This window comes from Haloleucobacter ellipsoideus (assembly GCF_052491725.1).
Genome location: NZ_JBQWAR010000020.1, coordinates 145,001 through 160,357, shown reverse-complemented (window position 1 = coordinate 160,357; position 15,357 = coordinate 145,001). Strand labels below are relative to the sequence as shown.

Sequence of the window (15,357 nt, the reverse complement as noted above, 5' to 3'; positions counted from 1 at the left end):
TCCGTGCATGAGGGCCGCGCGTGACCACGGCGCCTGCGGGCGGAAATGGCCGCGCTGAACATGATCCTCACGGCTGTGCAGCCTTGAAGGCATGGGCCTGCCCCTTTTACAGAAGAAGATCCCTATGTCCTCTGGCACCCTTCTGGAGACCATTCCCCCGCACGCCTTGCGCGAATGCTGCGGCCGCTTTGCCTCCGGCGTCACGGTCATCACCACCTGCACACCCGATGGCGTTCATGGCATGACAGCCAGCGCGTTCATGTCCGTCTCTCTTGATCCGCCTTTGATTGCCATATCGGTGGACCGCAAATCGAGAATGCTTGGCAAGCTTCAGGCTTCAGGTCGCTATGCGGTGAACATCCTCTCACATCATATGCGCCCGCATGCCCTTCATTTCGCAGGAAAACGGGACGAGACACTCAGTGACCTGTTTCTGGATCGCCATGGCCTGCCTGTCCTGCGCGATGCCGCGGCTGTGCTGATTGCCGATGTGGTGCAACAGGTCGAGGCGGGCGATCACATTCTTTTCCTGGGCCATGTCAGGCATCTGGAACATGATCCGGAAGCCGCGCCCCTGCTATATCATGCAGGCCGGTTCGGCAGCCTTGCAGCGCATTGCGCGGGTTGAGTCTTTCGGGCAGGGGATTGCTCCCGGCGCACGGATCTTGAACCCGAACCTTCGCGGATGCGCGGACAGGCTGATGGGATGCACAGTTCAGCCGTCTGGTGCCGTGGCTGATCCTTGTCGCGACCGTTCTGTTCGCCCTGGGACCCTGGCTACGCCAGGCCATCGAACGGCATGCTCGCGGTCAGGTGCCGCACCTGGTGGCGACGGGGGTGGAGTTCCTGACCGCACTCTATGGCGGCTACTTCGGCGCCGGCCTGGGCATCATGCTGATGGCGATCCTGACCTTGCTGGGTGTGCGCGATGTCCAGGAGGCCAACGCCGTCAAGAATGCGATGGCTACCGTCGTGACCAGTGCCGCGGTGATGCTTTTCGTCGTCACCGGGTCCATCGCCTGGGCGCAAGGCAGTGCGGTCCTGCTGGGCGCGATCGTGAGGGGCTATGCCGGCGCGCGGTTGGCGCTCGCGGCGTACTTCGGACTGGAGGCGGGCGCGTGATGGATCGCTTGCAGCGGGCGCGCGACGCCCACACCTATGCGAACGTGGCGCTTCCCGGCAGCGCCAATGGCGCGCGATACTGCTTTCCGCGGTCCGCTGCGTTTGCGGACAACGCGGCGCCGACCCTGCCTCCCGCCTGGATCTGCCAACCCGACTCGACCGACTGGGTAGCGTGTCGATTTAATTGGCGAACTTTCTGTGAGGAGTCCCTTCGATGAATCCAATCGATGCACTGACCGCGCTCTGGTCGCTGGGCGGGCTGCCGCCGCAGGCGCTGGCCGGAATCGCGCTGACGGGCAGCGACCCGGTGTTTCCCTCGTCCTTCGCCGTCGGCACCGCCGCGCAGACCAGCATTGCCGCGGCCGCGCTCGCCGCCTGCGAACTCGGCCATGAGCGGGGTGCTCCGCGCCAGCGTGTCGCCGTGGACATGGCCCACGCCGCCGCCGAATGCACCGGCTGGTTCACGCTCGACGGCCAGGAGCCCGAGCTGTGGGACCCGTTCGCCGGCCTGTACCGCTGCGCCGATGGCTACGTGCGTGTCCACACCAACTTCCCGCACCACCGCGATGGCGCGCTGCGCCTGCTGGGCCTGGACCCAGCAACTGCCACACGCGCCGACGCAGAGCAGGCCCTGCTGGGTTGGAAGGCGCTGGACTTCGAGCAGGCCGCGGCCGACCACGCACTGGTGGCCACGGCGTTGCGCAGCTTCGCCGAGTGGGATGCCACGCCCCAGGGTCAGGCGGTGGCCTCGCAACCCTTGATGACCATCACCCGAATCGCCGATGCGCCACCGCGCGCACTGCCGCCCCTGGCGGCCGATGAGCGGCCGCTCGCCGGCCTGCGCGTGCTCGACCTCACGCGCATCCTGGCCGGCCCCGTCGGTGGGCGGGCGATGGCCTCGTTCGGCGCGGACGTGATGCTGGTCAACTCACCGAACCTGCCCAACATCGCTGCTATTGCCGAAACCAGCCGCGGCAAGCGCTCGGTGCACATCGACCTGCGCAGCGAGGCCGGGCGCGAAGCGCTGTGGCGGCTCGTGGAAGACGCCCACGTGTTCTCGCAGGGGTACCGGCCCGGCAGCCTGGCCGCGCTCGGCTTCTCGCCTGAGGCCCTGGCCGCGCGCCGGCCAGGCATCGTCGCCGTGTCGCTGACTGCCTACGGCACGCAAGGGCCCTGGGCCGACCGGCGCGGTTTCGATTCGCTGGTGCAGACGGCGATGGGCTTCAACCACGCCGAGGGCGAGGCGGCGGGCGACGGCAAGCCGCGCGCGCTGCCGATGCAGATCCTCGACCAGGCCAGCGGCTTCCTGATGGCTTTCGGCGCCGCCGCCGCGCTGTGGCGACAGTCGCGCGAAGGGGGAAGCTGGCACGTGCAGGTGTCGCTGGCGCAGACCGGGCACTGGCTGCGCGGGCTGGGGCGCATCGAAGAGGGCCTGCGGGCCGGCAGGCCGGACCTCAGCACCTGGCTCGCCGCCGAAATCTCCGGCTTCGGCCTGCTGCGCGCCGTGTGCCCCAGCGCGCAACTGGCGCGAACACCGGCCGGCTATGCGCGACCGTCAGTGCCGCCGGGAACGGATCGCCCGAACTGGTGAGAGGTTGTCCGCAAGCCGAGAGTTGATACGGCCGGCCCCCTTGAATGAGCGATATTCCAGGTCACCCCGGCGATGCATAGCGTGCCGCACCGATGCCTGCCACGTCAGCCTTGTCCTCTCATCTGCAGCGGACCATTGCCCTGGCGGCGGGCGCATCCGTGGCCAACAGCTACTACAACCAGCCGCTTCTCGGCGAATTGGGCCGGGAGTTCGCGCTCTCTGCGGGGACCGTGACCTGGCTGCCCGTGCTCACCCAGGCGGGCAATGCCCTGGGCGTGCTTTTCCTGGCACCACTGGGTGCCGATGATGTCCAGCAGGTGCGCGCGGGTGATCTCGTAGATGGTCAGGTGCCGCAGCGACGGAAACACGTCCTTCTTGAAGACGCGCCCGATCTGTTCCAAGCTGGTCTGCCGTCCTTCCTCCAGCGAGAGGCAGCGATGGGCCAGCCATTGCTCGTAGACGGCCATGAGGTGTGCTCGCCGGCCAGGACGATCGCGTGCCGCTTGCGCTTGCGTTCGCTGTGGGGATTGACGCCCTTGGCGAGCAGCGAGCGGGCTTCATCGCGAAGCGTACGGGCGTTCTTCAGAGAGAGTGCTGGATACGCGCCGAAGGACATGCGGTCGCGCTTGCCGCCCCGCGAGAAGCGGAAGTGCCAGGCCTTTGCACCGGTGGCTGAAACAAAGAGGGAAAGGCCGTCTGTGTCGGCCAGGGTGTAGGGCTTGCCGGTCGCCTTGGCTTGGCGAACCGTGAGGTCCGAAAGCATGATCCCAACTCCATGAAAGCGAGTTGAGTGCCATGTTTCCCATCGAGCCTCGGCTCCCCCCAGCAACAATGCGGAATCGAGAAGCTCCGCATTGAGATGTACCACTTGATGTACCGGTTTTGACCGGCTGTCAGTGGATCTCGCTGGACGTCACTGGAGCGGGTTCTCTGGAAAAGCCGAATCGTGACAATGACTTGCAACACTCCGTGGACGTCTTTGGAATACCATGGAAAGTTGAAGTGGAGCGGGCGAAGGGAATCGAACCCTCGTATGCAGCTTGGGAAGCTGCCGTTCTACCATTGAACTACGCCCGCATGCCCGGCACAATAAACAGGCTCCTCCCCTGCCAGCAAGTGCAAATGCGCATTCAGGCCCATCTTTGAACAGCCCTTTTCATCTTTTCACGCCGCGCCTGCCCGCCCGAAGGGACATTTCCGGCCGGATGGCTTGAGCTTCCCGCCCAGCCGTGGCACCTCATGCGCAAGATGGAAGGAGAGCTTCATGGTTGATGGCGCAGCGATGTCTGGCAGCACCCCGGCAGGGCAGGGGGCTCCGCCTCTGGTCCATGGCCTGTCTGCATTCGCCGGTGATTATGATGTGATCCTGTGTGATATCTGGGGCGTTATTCATAATGGTGTGGCCGCCTTCCCGGCCGCCTGTGCGGCGCTGGAAAAGGCCCGGGCCGGTGGCGCGCGCGTGGTGCTGGTTTCCAATGCGCCGCGCCCCAATCCTTATGTCTCCATCATTCTGGATGGGCTTGGCGCGCAGCGCAGCGCCTATGATGCGATTGTGACATCCGGCGATGTCACGCGCATGCTCATGTCCCAGCACAGCGGATCGCGGATGTTCCATCTGGGCCCGGAGCGGGATCTGCCGCTGTTCGAGGGGGTGGATGTGACGCTGGTGCCGCTGGAGGAAGCGCAGGGCGTGGTCTGCACCGGCCTGTTCGATGATACGGTGGAAACGCCGGATGATTATGCCGAGATGCTGGCCCGGATGGGGGAGCAGGATCTGCCCTTCATCTGCGCCAATCCGGATCTTGTGGTGGAGCGCGGCCCGCGTCTCATCTATTGCGCCGGGGCCATCGCTGTCGCCTATGAGGCGATTGGCGGTGAGGTGGCCTATTGCGGCAAGCCGCACCAGCCGATTTATGACCTTGCCCTCCAGACCGCCACGGACCTGTGCGGCCGGCAGATCGACCATTCCCGGGTGCTGGCCATTGGTGATGCCCTGCGCACGGATATTCTGGGCGCCAGCCGCATGGGGCTGGACAGCCTGTTCATTGCGGCGGGCATTCATGCGCAGGATTTGCGGGCGGATGACGAGACCGCCCCGGATGAAGGCGCTCTTGCTGCCCTGTTCGAGGGCCAGCCCCGGCCGCGAGGCGTCATGTCCCGCCTGTCCTGGTAGGTGCGGCTGCACATGTCTGGCCCGGCTGTGCGTGGATTGACACTGCAGCAGGGGTGCGCGCGGTGCCTTCCCCATGATATGTGCAGGATCGCGCATGGAGCAGGCCACCCGGCTTCCGTGCGCGCCACATATGTCCATCTGCCTGCCGGCGGGATCTGAATGCCGATGCCTTCTTCTTCGTCTCCCTTCCCCGTTCTTGTGCATGGTTCCGCTCCCCTGCCTGCGTCATGCGCGCGGCCGGTTCTGGCGATCGGCAATTTTGACGGGGTGCATCGTGGCCATCGCGCGGTTTTTGCCGCTGCGCAGCGCATGGCGCAGGAAAAGGGGGTGAAGGCGCTGGCGCTCACCTTCGAGCCGCATCCGCGCAGTTTCTTCAATCCGGCTTCCGCGCCTTTCCGCCTCACGCCGGAGGCGGAGAAGCTCGCGCTCATTGGCCAGAGCGGGCTGGCCGGCTCCATCGTGCTGCCTTTTGATACCGCACTGGCCAGTCTTGGAGCGGAAGATTTCGTGCGCACCATTCTGGTGGAGCGGTACCAGATCAGCGGCGCCGTGGTGGGGTTTGATTTCCATTTCGGCAAGGGCCGGTCCGGCTCTCCCGCCTTTCTGAAAGAGGCGGGCGCGCGATATGGATTTGATGTGACCATCGTCGAGGCGCTGCTGGATGAGGGGGATCCCATTTCCTCCACCACCATTCGCCGGGCACTGGCGGAAGGGCAGGTGGGCCATGCCGCCCACATGCTGGGGCGCCCTTTCCGCGTTTCCGCGCCGGTGCAGCATGGGCAGAAGCTGGGGCGCGATCTCGGCTTTCCCACCGCCAATCTGGCGCTGGGGCCGGATATCTCGCTGGCTTTCGGCATCTATGCGGTGCGCGTGCACACCCCGCAGGGCTGGCATGATGGCGTGGCAAGCTATGGCCGCCGCCCGACATTCGACAATGGCGCGGCGTTGCTCGAGGTTCATATCTTCGATTTCACCGGGGATCTCTATGGCGAGACCCTGCAGGTGGACCTCATCTCCTGGCTGAGGCCGGAGCTGAAATTCGACGGGGTGGAGGCGCTGGTGGAGCAGATCCGGGAGGATGCGCGCCGGGCGCGAGAAATTCTGGAGCCGCGCTGATCGGCCGGTGAGGGACGGGATTCGTCTTTTCGTCCCTGCCGCAACGGCAGGGGTGGCGGATTGTCAGAAAAGGGACAAAAAGTGCTCTCCCGCACCAGATTTGCAGTTTGAGTTAGCCACACCTTAACCGGCGGACGCCCACAGTCAGCATCACTTCTTCATGCTGCGAGTTAAGGCTGCCACCCTTGTCCGCCACTGCCATTCCATCCGCGCCGGAAAACGAGCGCCGCTCTCCCTTCATCCGTCTCGCCGAGCTTCTGGCGCAGACCGAGCCTGCACGCGCGCCCCTGAGCGCGGCTGTCGGGGAGCCGCAGCATGCCATGCCCGGCTTTGTCGGCCCCGTCTTGCAGGCCGCGCTGCCCGGCTTTGGTCACTATCCGCGCGCCGAGGGCACGCTCCCCTTCCGGGAGGCGGCGGCCAACTGGCTGAACCGACGCTACAGCCTTGCCCGTCCGGTTGATCCTGCCAGCGAGGTTCTGGCGCTGAATGGCTCGCGGGAGGGGCTGTTCTCCGCGGCACTGGTGGCGCGCCGTCTTGCCGGTGCGGACAAGTCCCGCCCGGTGATGCTGTTGCCAAACCCTTTCTATGCGGCCTATGCCGCCGGCGCCGAGGCCGCGGGATGCGAGGCGGTGGTGGTGCCCACGCACCGTGACAGCGGCTGGCTGCCGGATCTGGATGCGCTGGAGCCTGAGCTTCTGGCCCGCACGGTGGCGATCTATCTGGCCTCGCCCGCCAATCCGCAGGGCTCCATCGCGGCGCCAGCCTATCTGGCCCGGGTGCTGGAGCTGGCGCGCCGGCATGGGGCCTATCTGTTCTCGGACGAGTGCTATTCGGAAATCTATCTGGGGGCTGAAAAGCCCACGGGCATTCTGGAGGTCGCCGGGGGGGATTACAGCCGCGCCGTGACCTTCAACTCCCTGTCCAAGCGCTCGTCCCTTCCGGGGTTGCGCTGCGGCTTCTGCGCGGGTGATCCGGAATTCCTGAAGGCGTTCCTCGCCTTTCGCTGGGTGGCCGCCCCGCAGGTGCCGGAGCCCTTGCAGGCGGTGGGCATCGCCGCGCTGGAGGATGAGGCGCATGTGGAGGCTTCCCGCGCGCTTTATGTCGCCAAGTTCGATCTGGCGGACCGGATTCTGGCCGGGCGCTATGGCTATGAGCGGCCCGGTGGCGGCTTCTTCCTGTGGCTCGATGTCTCCCATCTGGCGAGCGGGAGCCTGAGCGGGGGCGAGGCGGCCGCGCTGAAGCTGTGGCGCGAGCAGGGGCTGCGTACCGTTCCGGGCGGTTATCTAGCCCGTCGTGATCTGACCGGCGTCAATCCTTGCCAGAACTGGCTGCGGGTGGCGCTGGTGCATGACCTTTCAACCAGCGAGGAGGTGTTGCAGCGCCTCGTCGCCGCACTGGACTGAGGGAGAGCAGGCCATGGCACGCCGCACACAAGTGGACGCCGTGATGCATTCGCGCATGCAATTGCAGTCCTCGCGCTTCGACTTCATTCCCGAGAGCGTGCGGCTGGCCGTGCGCCGGCGCAGCCGGCAGGCCATTGGCCTTGCGGTCATCGGCGTGGGCCTGCTGGCGCTTGTGGCGCTGGGCACATGGTCTGCCAGTGACCCGAGCTTTTCCAACGCCACCAATGCGCAGGTGGAGAACCTGCTGGGCCGGCCGGGGGCGATCCTTGCCGATCTGCTGATGCAGCTTTTCGGGCTGGCATCGCTGGCGCTGGTGCTGCCGCTGCTCTACTGGGGCTGGCGTCTGGTGACCCATCGTCCCTTCAGCGCGGAGAAACTGCGCTTCGCCGCATGGATGGTGGGCCTGCTCGGCGCATGTGTGTTTCTGGGCGCGATGCCCCGGCTGGACAGCTGGCCGACCACAACCGGAATGGGGGGCGCGATTGGCGACCTGTTCCTGCGCCTTGCCAATCTGTTCGGCACCGGGGCAACCGCGGCCATCGGCCATTTGGTGCTTGGCGCCATCGGGGCGGTTCTTGGAGCTGGCGGGCTGTTTCTCGCCCTTGCCGGGGGACGGCGCACGCCGCTGGTGGAAACCGCGGATGAATGGGACGAGGACAGCACTGATGACGAGGATGAGGAGGACAATGCGGCCATCTCCCTCGGTGCGCTGACCCATATGTTCCTCATGCTCAAGGCCCGCCTGTTCGGTGCCCGGCTGCGCCCTGTGCGCAGGAAGGCGCCGGCTCCGGTGGCACCGGGCGTGTCCCGTCTTGAGCCGAGTCTCGGCGGGCGTTCTGCAAGCCCCGTGGAAGCGGCCGCCGCGGCCTTTTCCGCGCAGGATCTGGAGGACGAGGATCCGCTGGCCCCGCCCGCGGGCCGCCGTGCGCCGCGCGGAAGCCGTGGGCGTGCCTCGGGCCGCTACATGTTCCCCTCTCTCGATATCCTGACCGCACCCCCGGCCCAGAACAGGCCGGCGCAGAGCCAGGAGGCGCTGAACGACTCCGCAGCGCTGCTGCAAAACACGCTGGAGGATTTCGGCGTGCGGGGCGAGATCGTGAATGTGCGCCCCGGCCCGGTGGTCACCCTTTATGAGCTGGAGCCCGCGCCCGGCATCAAGTCCTCCCGCGTGATCGGGCTGGCGGATGACATCGCCCGTTCCATGAGCGCCATTTCCGCCCGCGTTGCGGTGGTCCCCGGCCGCAATGTCATCGGCATCGAGCTGCCCAACCCGAAGCGCGAGAAGGTGCTGCTGCGCGAGATGCTGGCCACCCGTGACTTCGGCGATTCCGGCCAGAAGCTGGCGATCGCGCTTGGCAAGACCATTGATGGCGAACCGACGATCGTCGATCTGGCCCGCATGCCGCATCTGCTGGTGGCCGGCACCACCGGCTCGGGCAAGTCGGTGGCCATCAACACCATGATCCTGAGCCTGCTCTACCGCATGAAGCCGGAAGAATGCCGCTTCATCATGGTCGACCCCAAGATGCTGGAGCTGTCCGTCTATGATGGCATTCCCCATCTTCTCGCGCCCGTCGTCACCGATCCGAAAAAGGCGGTGGTGGCCCTGAAATGGGCGGTGCGCGAGATGGAGGACCGCTACAAGAAGATGTCCAAGCTCGGCGTGCGCAATATTGACGGCTTCAATGCCCGCGTGCGCGAAGCCACCGAGAAGGGTGAGACCGTGGCCCGCACGGTGCAGACCGGCTTCTGCCATGAAACCGGCGAGGCCATCTATGAGCGCGAGGAAATGAACCTTGAGGCTCTGCCCTATATCGTCGTGGTAGTGGACGAGATGGCCGACCTGATGATGGTCGCGGGCAAGGAAATCGAGGGCGCGATCCAGCGTCTCGCCCAGATGGCGCGTGCTGCCGGCATCCATCTGGTGATGGCCACCCAGCGCCCCTCGGTGGATGTCATCACCGGCACCATCAAGGCCAATTTCCCCACCCGCATCTCCTTCCAGGTGACCAGCAAGATCGACAGCCGCACCATCCTTGGTGAAATGGGCGCCGAACAGCTGCTGGGGCAGGGGGACATGCTCTATATGGCCGGCGGCGGCCGCCTCACCCGCGTGCATGGCCCCTTCGTTTCCGACGAGGAGGTGGAGGAAGTGGTGGCGCATCTGAAAACGCAGGGCACCCCCGCCTATCTCGACGACATCACCGCCTCGGGTGAGGATGATGAGGAGGATGGCGCGGTGTTCGACAGGGGAGGCTTCGGCGCGCCCGGCAATGATCTTTATGATCAGGCGATCGCGGTGGTGATGCGGGACCGCAAATGCTCCACCTCCTATATCCAGCGCCGGTTGCAGATTGGCTATAACCGCGCCGCCTCACTGGTGGAGCGGATGGAGGATGAGGGGATCATCAGCCCGCCGAACCATGCCGGAAAGCGGGAAATCCTGCTGCCGGAAGAAGCTGCTGAATAAGGCCGGGGGGTGCTTGCGCCCCCCTTTGCGTCTGTGTCACACAGGCAAACCACAGGATTGCCATAGGCTTGCTCTAGAAGAGGTCCTGTTTCGCCTCTGTACGCTTCTCACCAGCGAGTGCCCCGCCGTCGTGATCCGTCCTCGTGTCAGAGATTTCAATATGTTGCCGAACCGCTCACGCGCGCTGACAGGCGGGTTGATTCTCGTCGTGACCCTGGCGTCGGGGCTGTGCGCATCCGCATCCACGGCACGGGCGCAGGACTTTCTGACCAACACGCTGGACAAGATCTTCAAGCCGCAGCAACAGCAGGCTCCTGAACCCGCCCCGCAAATGGCTCCGCCCGCCGGCTGGGAACAGAGCGCTCCGCCGGCCCCGGCTCCTTCCGGGGGAGTCTTCGGGGGCGGCGCGCCTGTTCCTGAACAGCAGGTCACTTCGGGTGGTGCGCCCCTGCCGCCGCCCCGGCCGGCAGAGCTGGGCGGCACGCCGGTGGTGGGCGGCATGGCAACCGGAAACCCCGAAATGGGCGCCCCGCCAGCGCCTTCCCGCCAGGCTGGTGCGGATATTCAGGCTCCGGTGAACGGGCGGGCAACCCCGGCCACCATCCAGCGCATCACCGACTATTACAACTCCGTCCAGTCGATGACCGGCACCTTCACCCAGACCGACCCGGACGGCACCCGGCGCACGGGGGACTTCTACATGCAGAAGCCCGGCCGCGTGCGCTTCCAGTATGATGATCCAAGCCCCATCGAGCTGATCGCCAACGGGCAGTCTGTCGCCGTGCGGGACCGCCGGCTGAATACGCAGGACATCACCCCGCTGGGCCAGACCCCGCTGCGCTTCCTGCTGGCACAGCAGGTGGATCTGGCGCGGGACAGGCATGTGACGGACATCTTCCAGGATGAGCGTTTCGTCACCGTGGTGATGCAGCAGAGCGTGCCGATGGTAGGCACCTACCGGCTTCTGCTGCTGTTCGATGTGAAGAGCGGCGCGCTGAAGCAGTGGATCATCACGGATCCGCAGGGCTATGACACGCAGGTGACGCTGACCAGCGCCAAGCCGAACACCAACCCGGACCCGCGTCTGTTCGTCATCAATTTCGAGCGGATGCGCTAGACCGGCGCGGGCAGGGCAGGGTCTCCGGCATCTGGCCGCGCCCTGTTCGCCATGCCGGCCCCTTGCCCCGCCGCGCGGCTGGGGGTAAGCCAAAGCCTCCTTCTTTCATGAATGCGCAGGCTGCCTTGTCCCTCACCATCTGCACATGGAACATCAACTCCATCCGCATCCGGCTTGATCTGCTGCGCATGGTGGTGGAAACGCTGAAGCCGGACGTGCTCTGCCTTCAGGAAACCAAGTGTCAGGATGACAAGTTTCCGCTGAAGGCCGTGCGGGAGCTGGGCTTTGACCATATTGCCCTGAATGGGCAGAAGGGCTGGCACGGGGTCGCGACCCTGTCGCGCCACCCCTTCACCCAGATCACCCGCGGGGAATTCTGCACCAGGGGCGAGGCGCGCCATGTGGCGGTGACGCTGGGGACGGATGCCGGGCTGGACAAGCCGCTCACTGTCCATAATTTCTACGTGCCGGCCGGCGGGGATGAGCCGGATGTGACCATCAACCCCAAATTCGAGCACAAGCTGGGCTTTCTGGACCAGATGACCTCCAGCCCGCTGCTGCTGGCCGATGCCGCGGCGCAGGAGCATTATGCCGTGATGGTGGGCGATCTGAACATCGCACCGCTGGAAACGGATGTGTGGAGCCATCGCCAGCTTCTGAAGGTTGTCAGCCATACCCCGATCGAGGTTGAGAAGCTGAACCGGCTGCAACAGGCGGGGGGCTGGGTGGATACGATGCGCCGTTTCGTGCCCCCGCAGGACAAGCTGTTCACCTGGTGGAGCTATCGCTCGCGCGATTTCATGGCGAGTGATCGTGGCCGGCGCCTGGATCATGTCTGGGCCAATGCCGCGCTTGCGCCCCATGCCCGCGCCATGGCGGTGCTGAAGGAGGCGCGCGGCTGGGAAAAGCCGTCCGATCATGTGCCGGTGGCGCTCACCTTCGCACCCTGAGACATGCGCGTGCCAGCCGCTTCAGCCGCTGGATGCTGATAACAGCCGGACGATAGCGGATGTTGCCGCACGGCGGGGTCGGGGCTGGCGCAGTGCCCTTTCCTTCGTCAGGACGCGGAGCGCTCCATGAAATTGTCGGCCGGCTGGCTCTTCAGGGGCTGGAGATAGGCATCCGGATAGAAGGGCTCGCTTGTCGGGCGCGGCGAGGATGTCGTTGTCGAGGGCGCATTCAGCATCACCTCGCGGATCTGGTTGAAGGCGGAAAGCCATGCCACGGCGCTTTCGGACGGCGGCACCAGAATGCTTTTGGGATGCTGGCTCAGCCGTTCGGGAAAGGCGCCCAGATTGCTGGCGATGATGGGCAGGCCGCTCGCGATGGCCGCAGACAGGGTGTAGCTGTAGGTTTCCGGGCACAGGGCCGGAAACCAGATGAGGTGAGGGGCCTGCTGGCGGATCAGTTCCATCAGGTCGCCATCCCGGTAGCGGCCGGTTTCGCGATAGGCAAGGCCTGAGGGAATATCCAGCCCGGGTTCGCTGACCCCGATGAGCACGAATTCCAGCGGCTTGTCCCCCGCGGCCAGAACCGTATTGCGAACCGCCGCCGCCCCCTTGTGCGGGGCGAGGGTGCCCAGAATGGCGACGCGCATCGGCTGGTCCGGGGAGAGCGGCTCGGCCATTTCCGGCCAGTGCCGGCCCTGTACGGGCTCATGCGGCACCACCATCATGTTTCCGGGCATGCCCATGCGTTGCAGGCGCAGCATCGTGTCACGGGTGGGACACAGAACGCGCTCGGCCTCATCAAACATCCAGCGGTGCTGCTGGCGCCAGCTGGCAATGTCGGTTGCGCCATGAATGGGGCTGAAGGCAATGCATGCATTGCAGACATCGGCATCCGGCTCACCGCAATAGCGCTCGGTGAGGGAGGAGATCAGGTTGATCTGCGGGCAGACCGGATAATAATCATGGATGGTCAGATCGAATGGCAACCGGCTCTGCCGGACGAGATTGCGCGTGAAATCGCCAAAGCCGATCTGGTGATGAATATGGATGCGCTGCACCTTGCAGGCATGCAGATAGGTGATGAGCTTGGGCAGGTGATGGGCCGCAAAGCTCAGGCAGGGCAGGCCGGGAATGCCGGGAAAGCAAAGATCGCATCCCCATTCGTTCGGCCGCAGGATCAGGCATTCCGCACGCCCTTTCAGGCCCGCGACCAGATCCTGCACATGGCGCTCCGTGCCGCCGCCAAGCCCATGGGTGACAAACAGGATGACGGGCAGGCCGCTCTGGCGCAGCAGCATGGCCGAGGCGGCATAGCGGCTGGGGGCGGCGGGGTTGGCATGGATGTGCCGGCTGACGAGGCGCTCATAACCGGGATGGCGCGCTGTCAGCACCTTCAGCGCCTGATCGCGCAGATGGTCACCCTTGCCGAAGCTCACCTCGCCTTCATGAAAGACATAGGTGTCGCAGGCCAGAAGATGTTCCCAGCCCAGTGCGCTGGCCCGCAGGCAGAAATCATTCTCCTCGCCATATCCGCGCCCGAAGGCATCTGCATCGAACAGGCCGACCTCATCGAGGCAGTCCCGCCGGATATACATGCAGAAACCCACGGCGGTCGGAATATCGACAGAACGGCCCGGATTGGCGCGGCGGAATGCATCATCAAGGCGGTGAAGGTCGTAGCCCTCCGGCAGATGGTCGCCTTGCGGTGTCGGGTAGCTGCAAATGGTGGCATTGTTGGAAAAAGGCGTGACAGTGCCGGTGCGCTCGCCTGCCCAGGCATGGCTGGCCAGACGGTAAAGCCAGCCCTGGGGCACCTGCGTATCGCTGTTCAGCAGCAGCACATCATGGCCAGCCGCTTCCGTCATGCCGCGATTGACGCTGCGGACAAAGCCCAGATTCACCTCATTGCGCAGCAGCGTGATGGCGCCGCTGGCAGCCAGTGTCTCCAGCCATTGCGACAGCTCCGGCTCCGGCGAGCAGTCATCGATGACGATGATGCGGCCTTCCGGGCGGGTCTTGTCGGCCAGCACGGATTCAAGGCACCGCCGTGTTTCGGCAAGACCCCGGTAGACCGGCACGACGATGTCCGCCACCAGCCCTTCCGGCGGTTTGGGAGCCGGGCCCCTGGTTGGCAGATAGCCATTGATATCGAACGAGCGGCGGGTGGGCCAGCCTCGCTTGAGCCCCACCTTCATGTGGAACAGCAGCGGATTGGCCTTCGCCTTCGGATGCTGCGAGACATACCAGGCTGCATCAAAATCCGGATGCGGATCGCGCCCCTCTGCCGCGCCATGCTTCAGATAGTGAATGATCGGCGGAACGCCGGCATCGCGCACGTCCTTGTATCTGTCGAGATACCAGGGGGAGAGAAAGAAGGCATTGGGGGCAAGGCCCTCGCCGATGCCGTGCCAGATGAAATGCTTGAAAGGGTCGTGCTGGGCGCGGATCACATGCGGATACTGCGCCCCATACCATTTTGCATCGAAGATGGCGCGGATGGTTTCCACCATGCCATCTGAAAGCATGGGGTGGCGCCGCTTCTTCTTCCGAGAGCCGGGCGTCATGGTGCCGAGAAGAGCGGTGATGCGCCGAACTGTATCTTTCATCTCAGCCTTGCAGAACTTCGGGTCACTTCGTCTCGTCAAATCACTGGAACAATTGCAGCGTGGTGCTCCGGCGAAAGGGGGTGTGTCAATATATATCAGACATGCGAACAGAATGATGGTGTTGAAACCAGTCTCATATCTTCATGTCTGAATGTTTAATGGGGCAAAAATCAGATAATTCTATCAATGGTTGTAATTATATATTCTGCAATCATAGGTATATTCTGTTTTATGTCCGGTGCGAAACCTGTCCTGACCAAAACGGAGATTCATGTCTCCCGCCACTTGAAAGCAGCCCTGATAGAGTGGGGTCGGGGATCTGGAGGAGAGCGGTCGCGTCCGCACGGGAGGATGCGCCGTAAGGGCCCTCAGGGGAGGAGCGGGCAGCACGAAGGGGCGGTACGGTTTCCCGTCCGCTGATCATGTGAAGGTTTTCAGGGTTCAGGAAACGGGCGGCATGGAAGCCGCCCGGTATCAGTCCTTGCTCTGGTCGGCCTCGGCAATGCGTGCGGGTGCCTGACCGTGATTCATCAGGGCATCAATGCGTTCACGTTCCTTCTGGAACTCGGACAGCATCTTCCCGCGCAGGGCGCGGCCGCGCGGCAGGCGGATACGCAGCGGATCCACAAAGTTGCCGTTGATCTTCACTTCATAATGAAGGTGGGGCCCGGTTGAGAGGCCGGTTGAGCCGATATAGCCGATCACCTGCCCCTGCCGGACAGTTCCCCCGACCCGAATGCCGCGGGCAAAACCGGACTGGTGCGAATAGGTGGTCTCATAGCCATTGGCATGCTGGATGGTGATGTGCT

12 protein-coding genes, 1 tRNA gene and 1 pseudogene (1 of these 14 running past the window's edge) are annotated in these 15,357 nt (G+C 64.7%); 9 read left to right on the top strand and 5 right to left on the bottom strand.

Annotated elements, in window-relative coordinates:
- Positions 1 to 124 precede the first annotated feature (124 nt).
- From ACT6QG_RS12640 to ACT6QG_RS12630, 3 genes are all read left to right on the top strand, one after another.
- The gene (locus ACT6QG_RS12640) at positions 125 to 628 is read left to right on the top strand and encodes a flavin reductase family protein (protein WP_444977927.1); all 504 of its coding nucleotides are present in this window, start codon (positions 125 to 127) and stop codon (positions 626 to 628) included.
- Positions 629 to 723: 95 nt separating this feature from the next.
- A complete protein-coding gene (locus ACT6QG_RS12635; RefSeq protein ID WP_444978279.1) occupies positions 724 to 1,122 on the top strand; it encodes a TSUP family transporter in 399 nt (132 codons plus the stop codon).
- 214 nt (positions 1,123 to 1,336) lie between these two features.
- On the top strand, positions 1,337 to 2,713 hold the full coding sequence (locus tag ACT6QG_RS12630; protein WP_444977926.1) for a CoA transferase: 1,377 nt from the start codon (positions 1,337 to 1,339) through the stop codon (positions 2,711 to 2,713).
- A 104-nt stretch (positions 2,714 to 2,817) separates the two neighbouring features.
- Here the strand turns inward: ACT6QG_RS12630 and ACT6QG_RS12625 are convergent, their stop codons facing one another.
- From ACT6QG_RS12625 to ACT6QG_RS12615, 3 genes and pseudogenes are all read right to left on the bottom strand, one after another.
- Entirely contained in the window at positions 2,818 to 3,180 is a 363-nt protein-coding gene (locus tag ACT6QG_RS12625; protein ID WP_444978307.1) for a hypothetical protein, read from the bottom strand.
- A 47-nt stretch (positions 3,181 to 3,227) separates the two neighbouring features.
- Positions 3,228 to 3,476: pseudogene (locus ACT6QG_RS12620) on the bottom strand (Arm DNA-binding domain-containing protein); the annotation flags it as partial.
- A gap of 240 nt (positions 3,477 to 3,716) precedes the next feature.
- Positions 3,717 to 3,790 (bottom strand) — tRNA-Gly (locus ACT6QG_RS12615).
- 187 nt (positions 3,791 to 3,977) lie between these two features.
- Here ACT6QG_RS12615 and ACT6QG_RS12610 point away from each other — a divergent pair.
- From ACT6QG_RS12610 to ACT6QG_RS12585, 6 genes are all read left to right on the top strand, one after another.
- A complete protein-coding gene (locus tag ACT6QG_RS12610; protein WP_444977925.1) occupies positions 3,978 to 4,886 on the top strand; it encodes a TIGR01459 family HAD-type hydrolase in 909 nt (302 codons plus the stop codon).
- A gap of 165 nt (positions 4,887 to 5,051) precedes the next feature.
- The gene (locus ACT6QG_RS12605; RefSeq protein WP_444977924.1) at positions 5,052 to 6,002 is read left to right on the top strand and encodes a bifunctional riboflavin kinase/FAD synthetase; all 951 of its coding nucleotides are present in this window, start codon (positions 5,052 to 5,054) and stop codon (positions 6,000 to 6,002) included.
- A gap of 185 nt (positions 6,003 to 6,187) precedes the next feature.
- Positions 6,188 to 7,405 (top strand): aminotransferase class I/II-fold pyridoxal phosphate-dependent enzyme, encoded by a 1,218-nt coding sequence (locus ACT6QG_RS12600; RefSeq protein ID WP_444977923.1) that lies wholly within the window; start codon positions 6,188 to 6,190, stop codon positions 7,403 to 7,405.
- Positions 7,406 to 7,418: 13 nt separating this feature from the next.
- Entirely contained in the window at positions 7,419 to 9,875 is a 2,457-nt protein-coding gene (locus ACT6QG_RS12595) for a DNA translocase FtsK (protein WP_444977922.1), read from the top strand.
- 160 nt (positions 9,876 to 10,035) lie between these two features.
- Entirely contained in the window at positions 10,036 to 10,992 is a 957-nt protein-coding gene (locus tag ACT6QG_RS12590; protein ID WP_444977921.1) for a LolA family protein, read from the top strand.
- A 125-nt stretch (positions 10,993 to 11,117) separates the two neighbouring features.
- A complete protein-coding gene (locus ACT6QG_RS12585; RefSeq protein ID WP_444977920.1) occupies positions 11,118 to 11,942 on the top strand; it encodes an exodeoxyribonuclease III in 825 nt (274 codons plus the stop codon).
- Between the two features lie 107 nt (positions 11,943 to 12,049).
- On the opposite strand, the gene ACT6QG_RS12580 is transcribed toward ACT6QG_RS12585, so the two are convergent.
- Both ACT6QG_RS12580 and ACT6QG_RS12575 read right to left on the bottom strand, forming a co-directional pair.
- Entirely contained in the window at positions 12,050 to 14,548 is a 2,499-nt protein-coding gene (locus tag ACT6QG_RS12580; RefSeq protein ID WP_444977919.1) for a glycosyltransferase, read from the bottom strand.
- Between the two features lie 474 nt (positions 14,549 to 15,022).
- Positions 15,023 to 15,357 carry the 3' end of a peptidoglycan DD-metalloendopeptidase family protein gene (locus ACT6QG_RS12575; RefSeq protein WP_444977918.1) on the bottom strand. 1,579 nt of this gene lie beyond the right edge of the window, so only the last 335 of its 1,914 coding nucleotides appear in the window; its start codon lies beyond the right edge, outside the window — the gene reads right to left on this strand; the stop codon is at positions 15,023 to 15,025.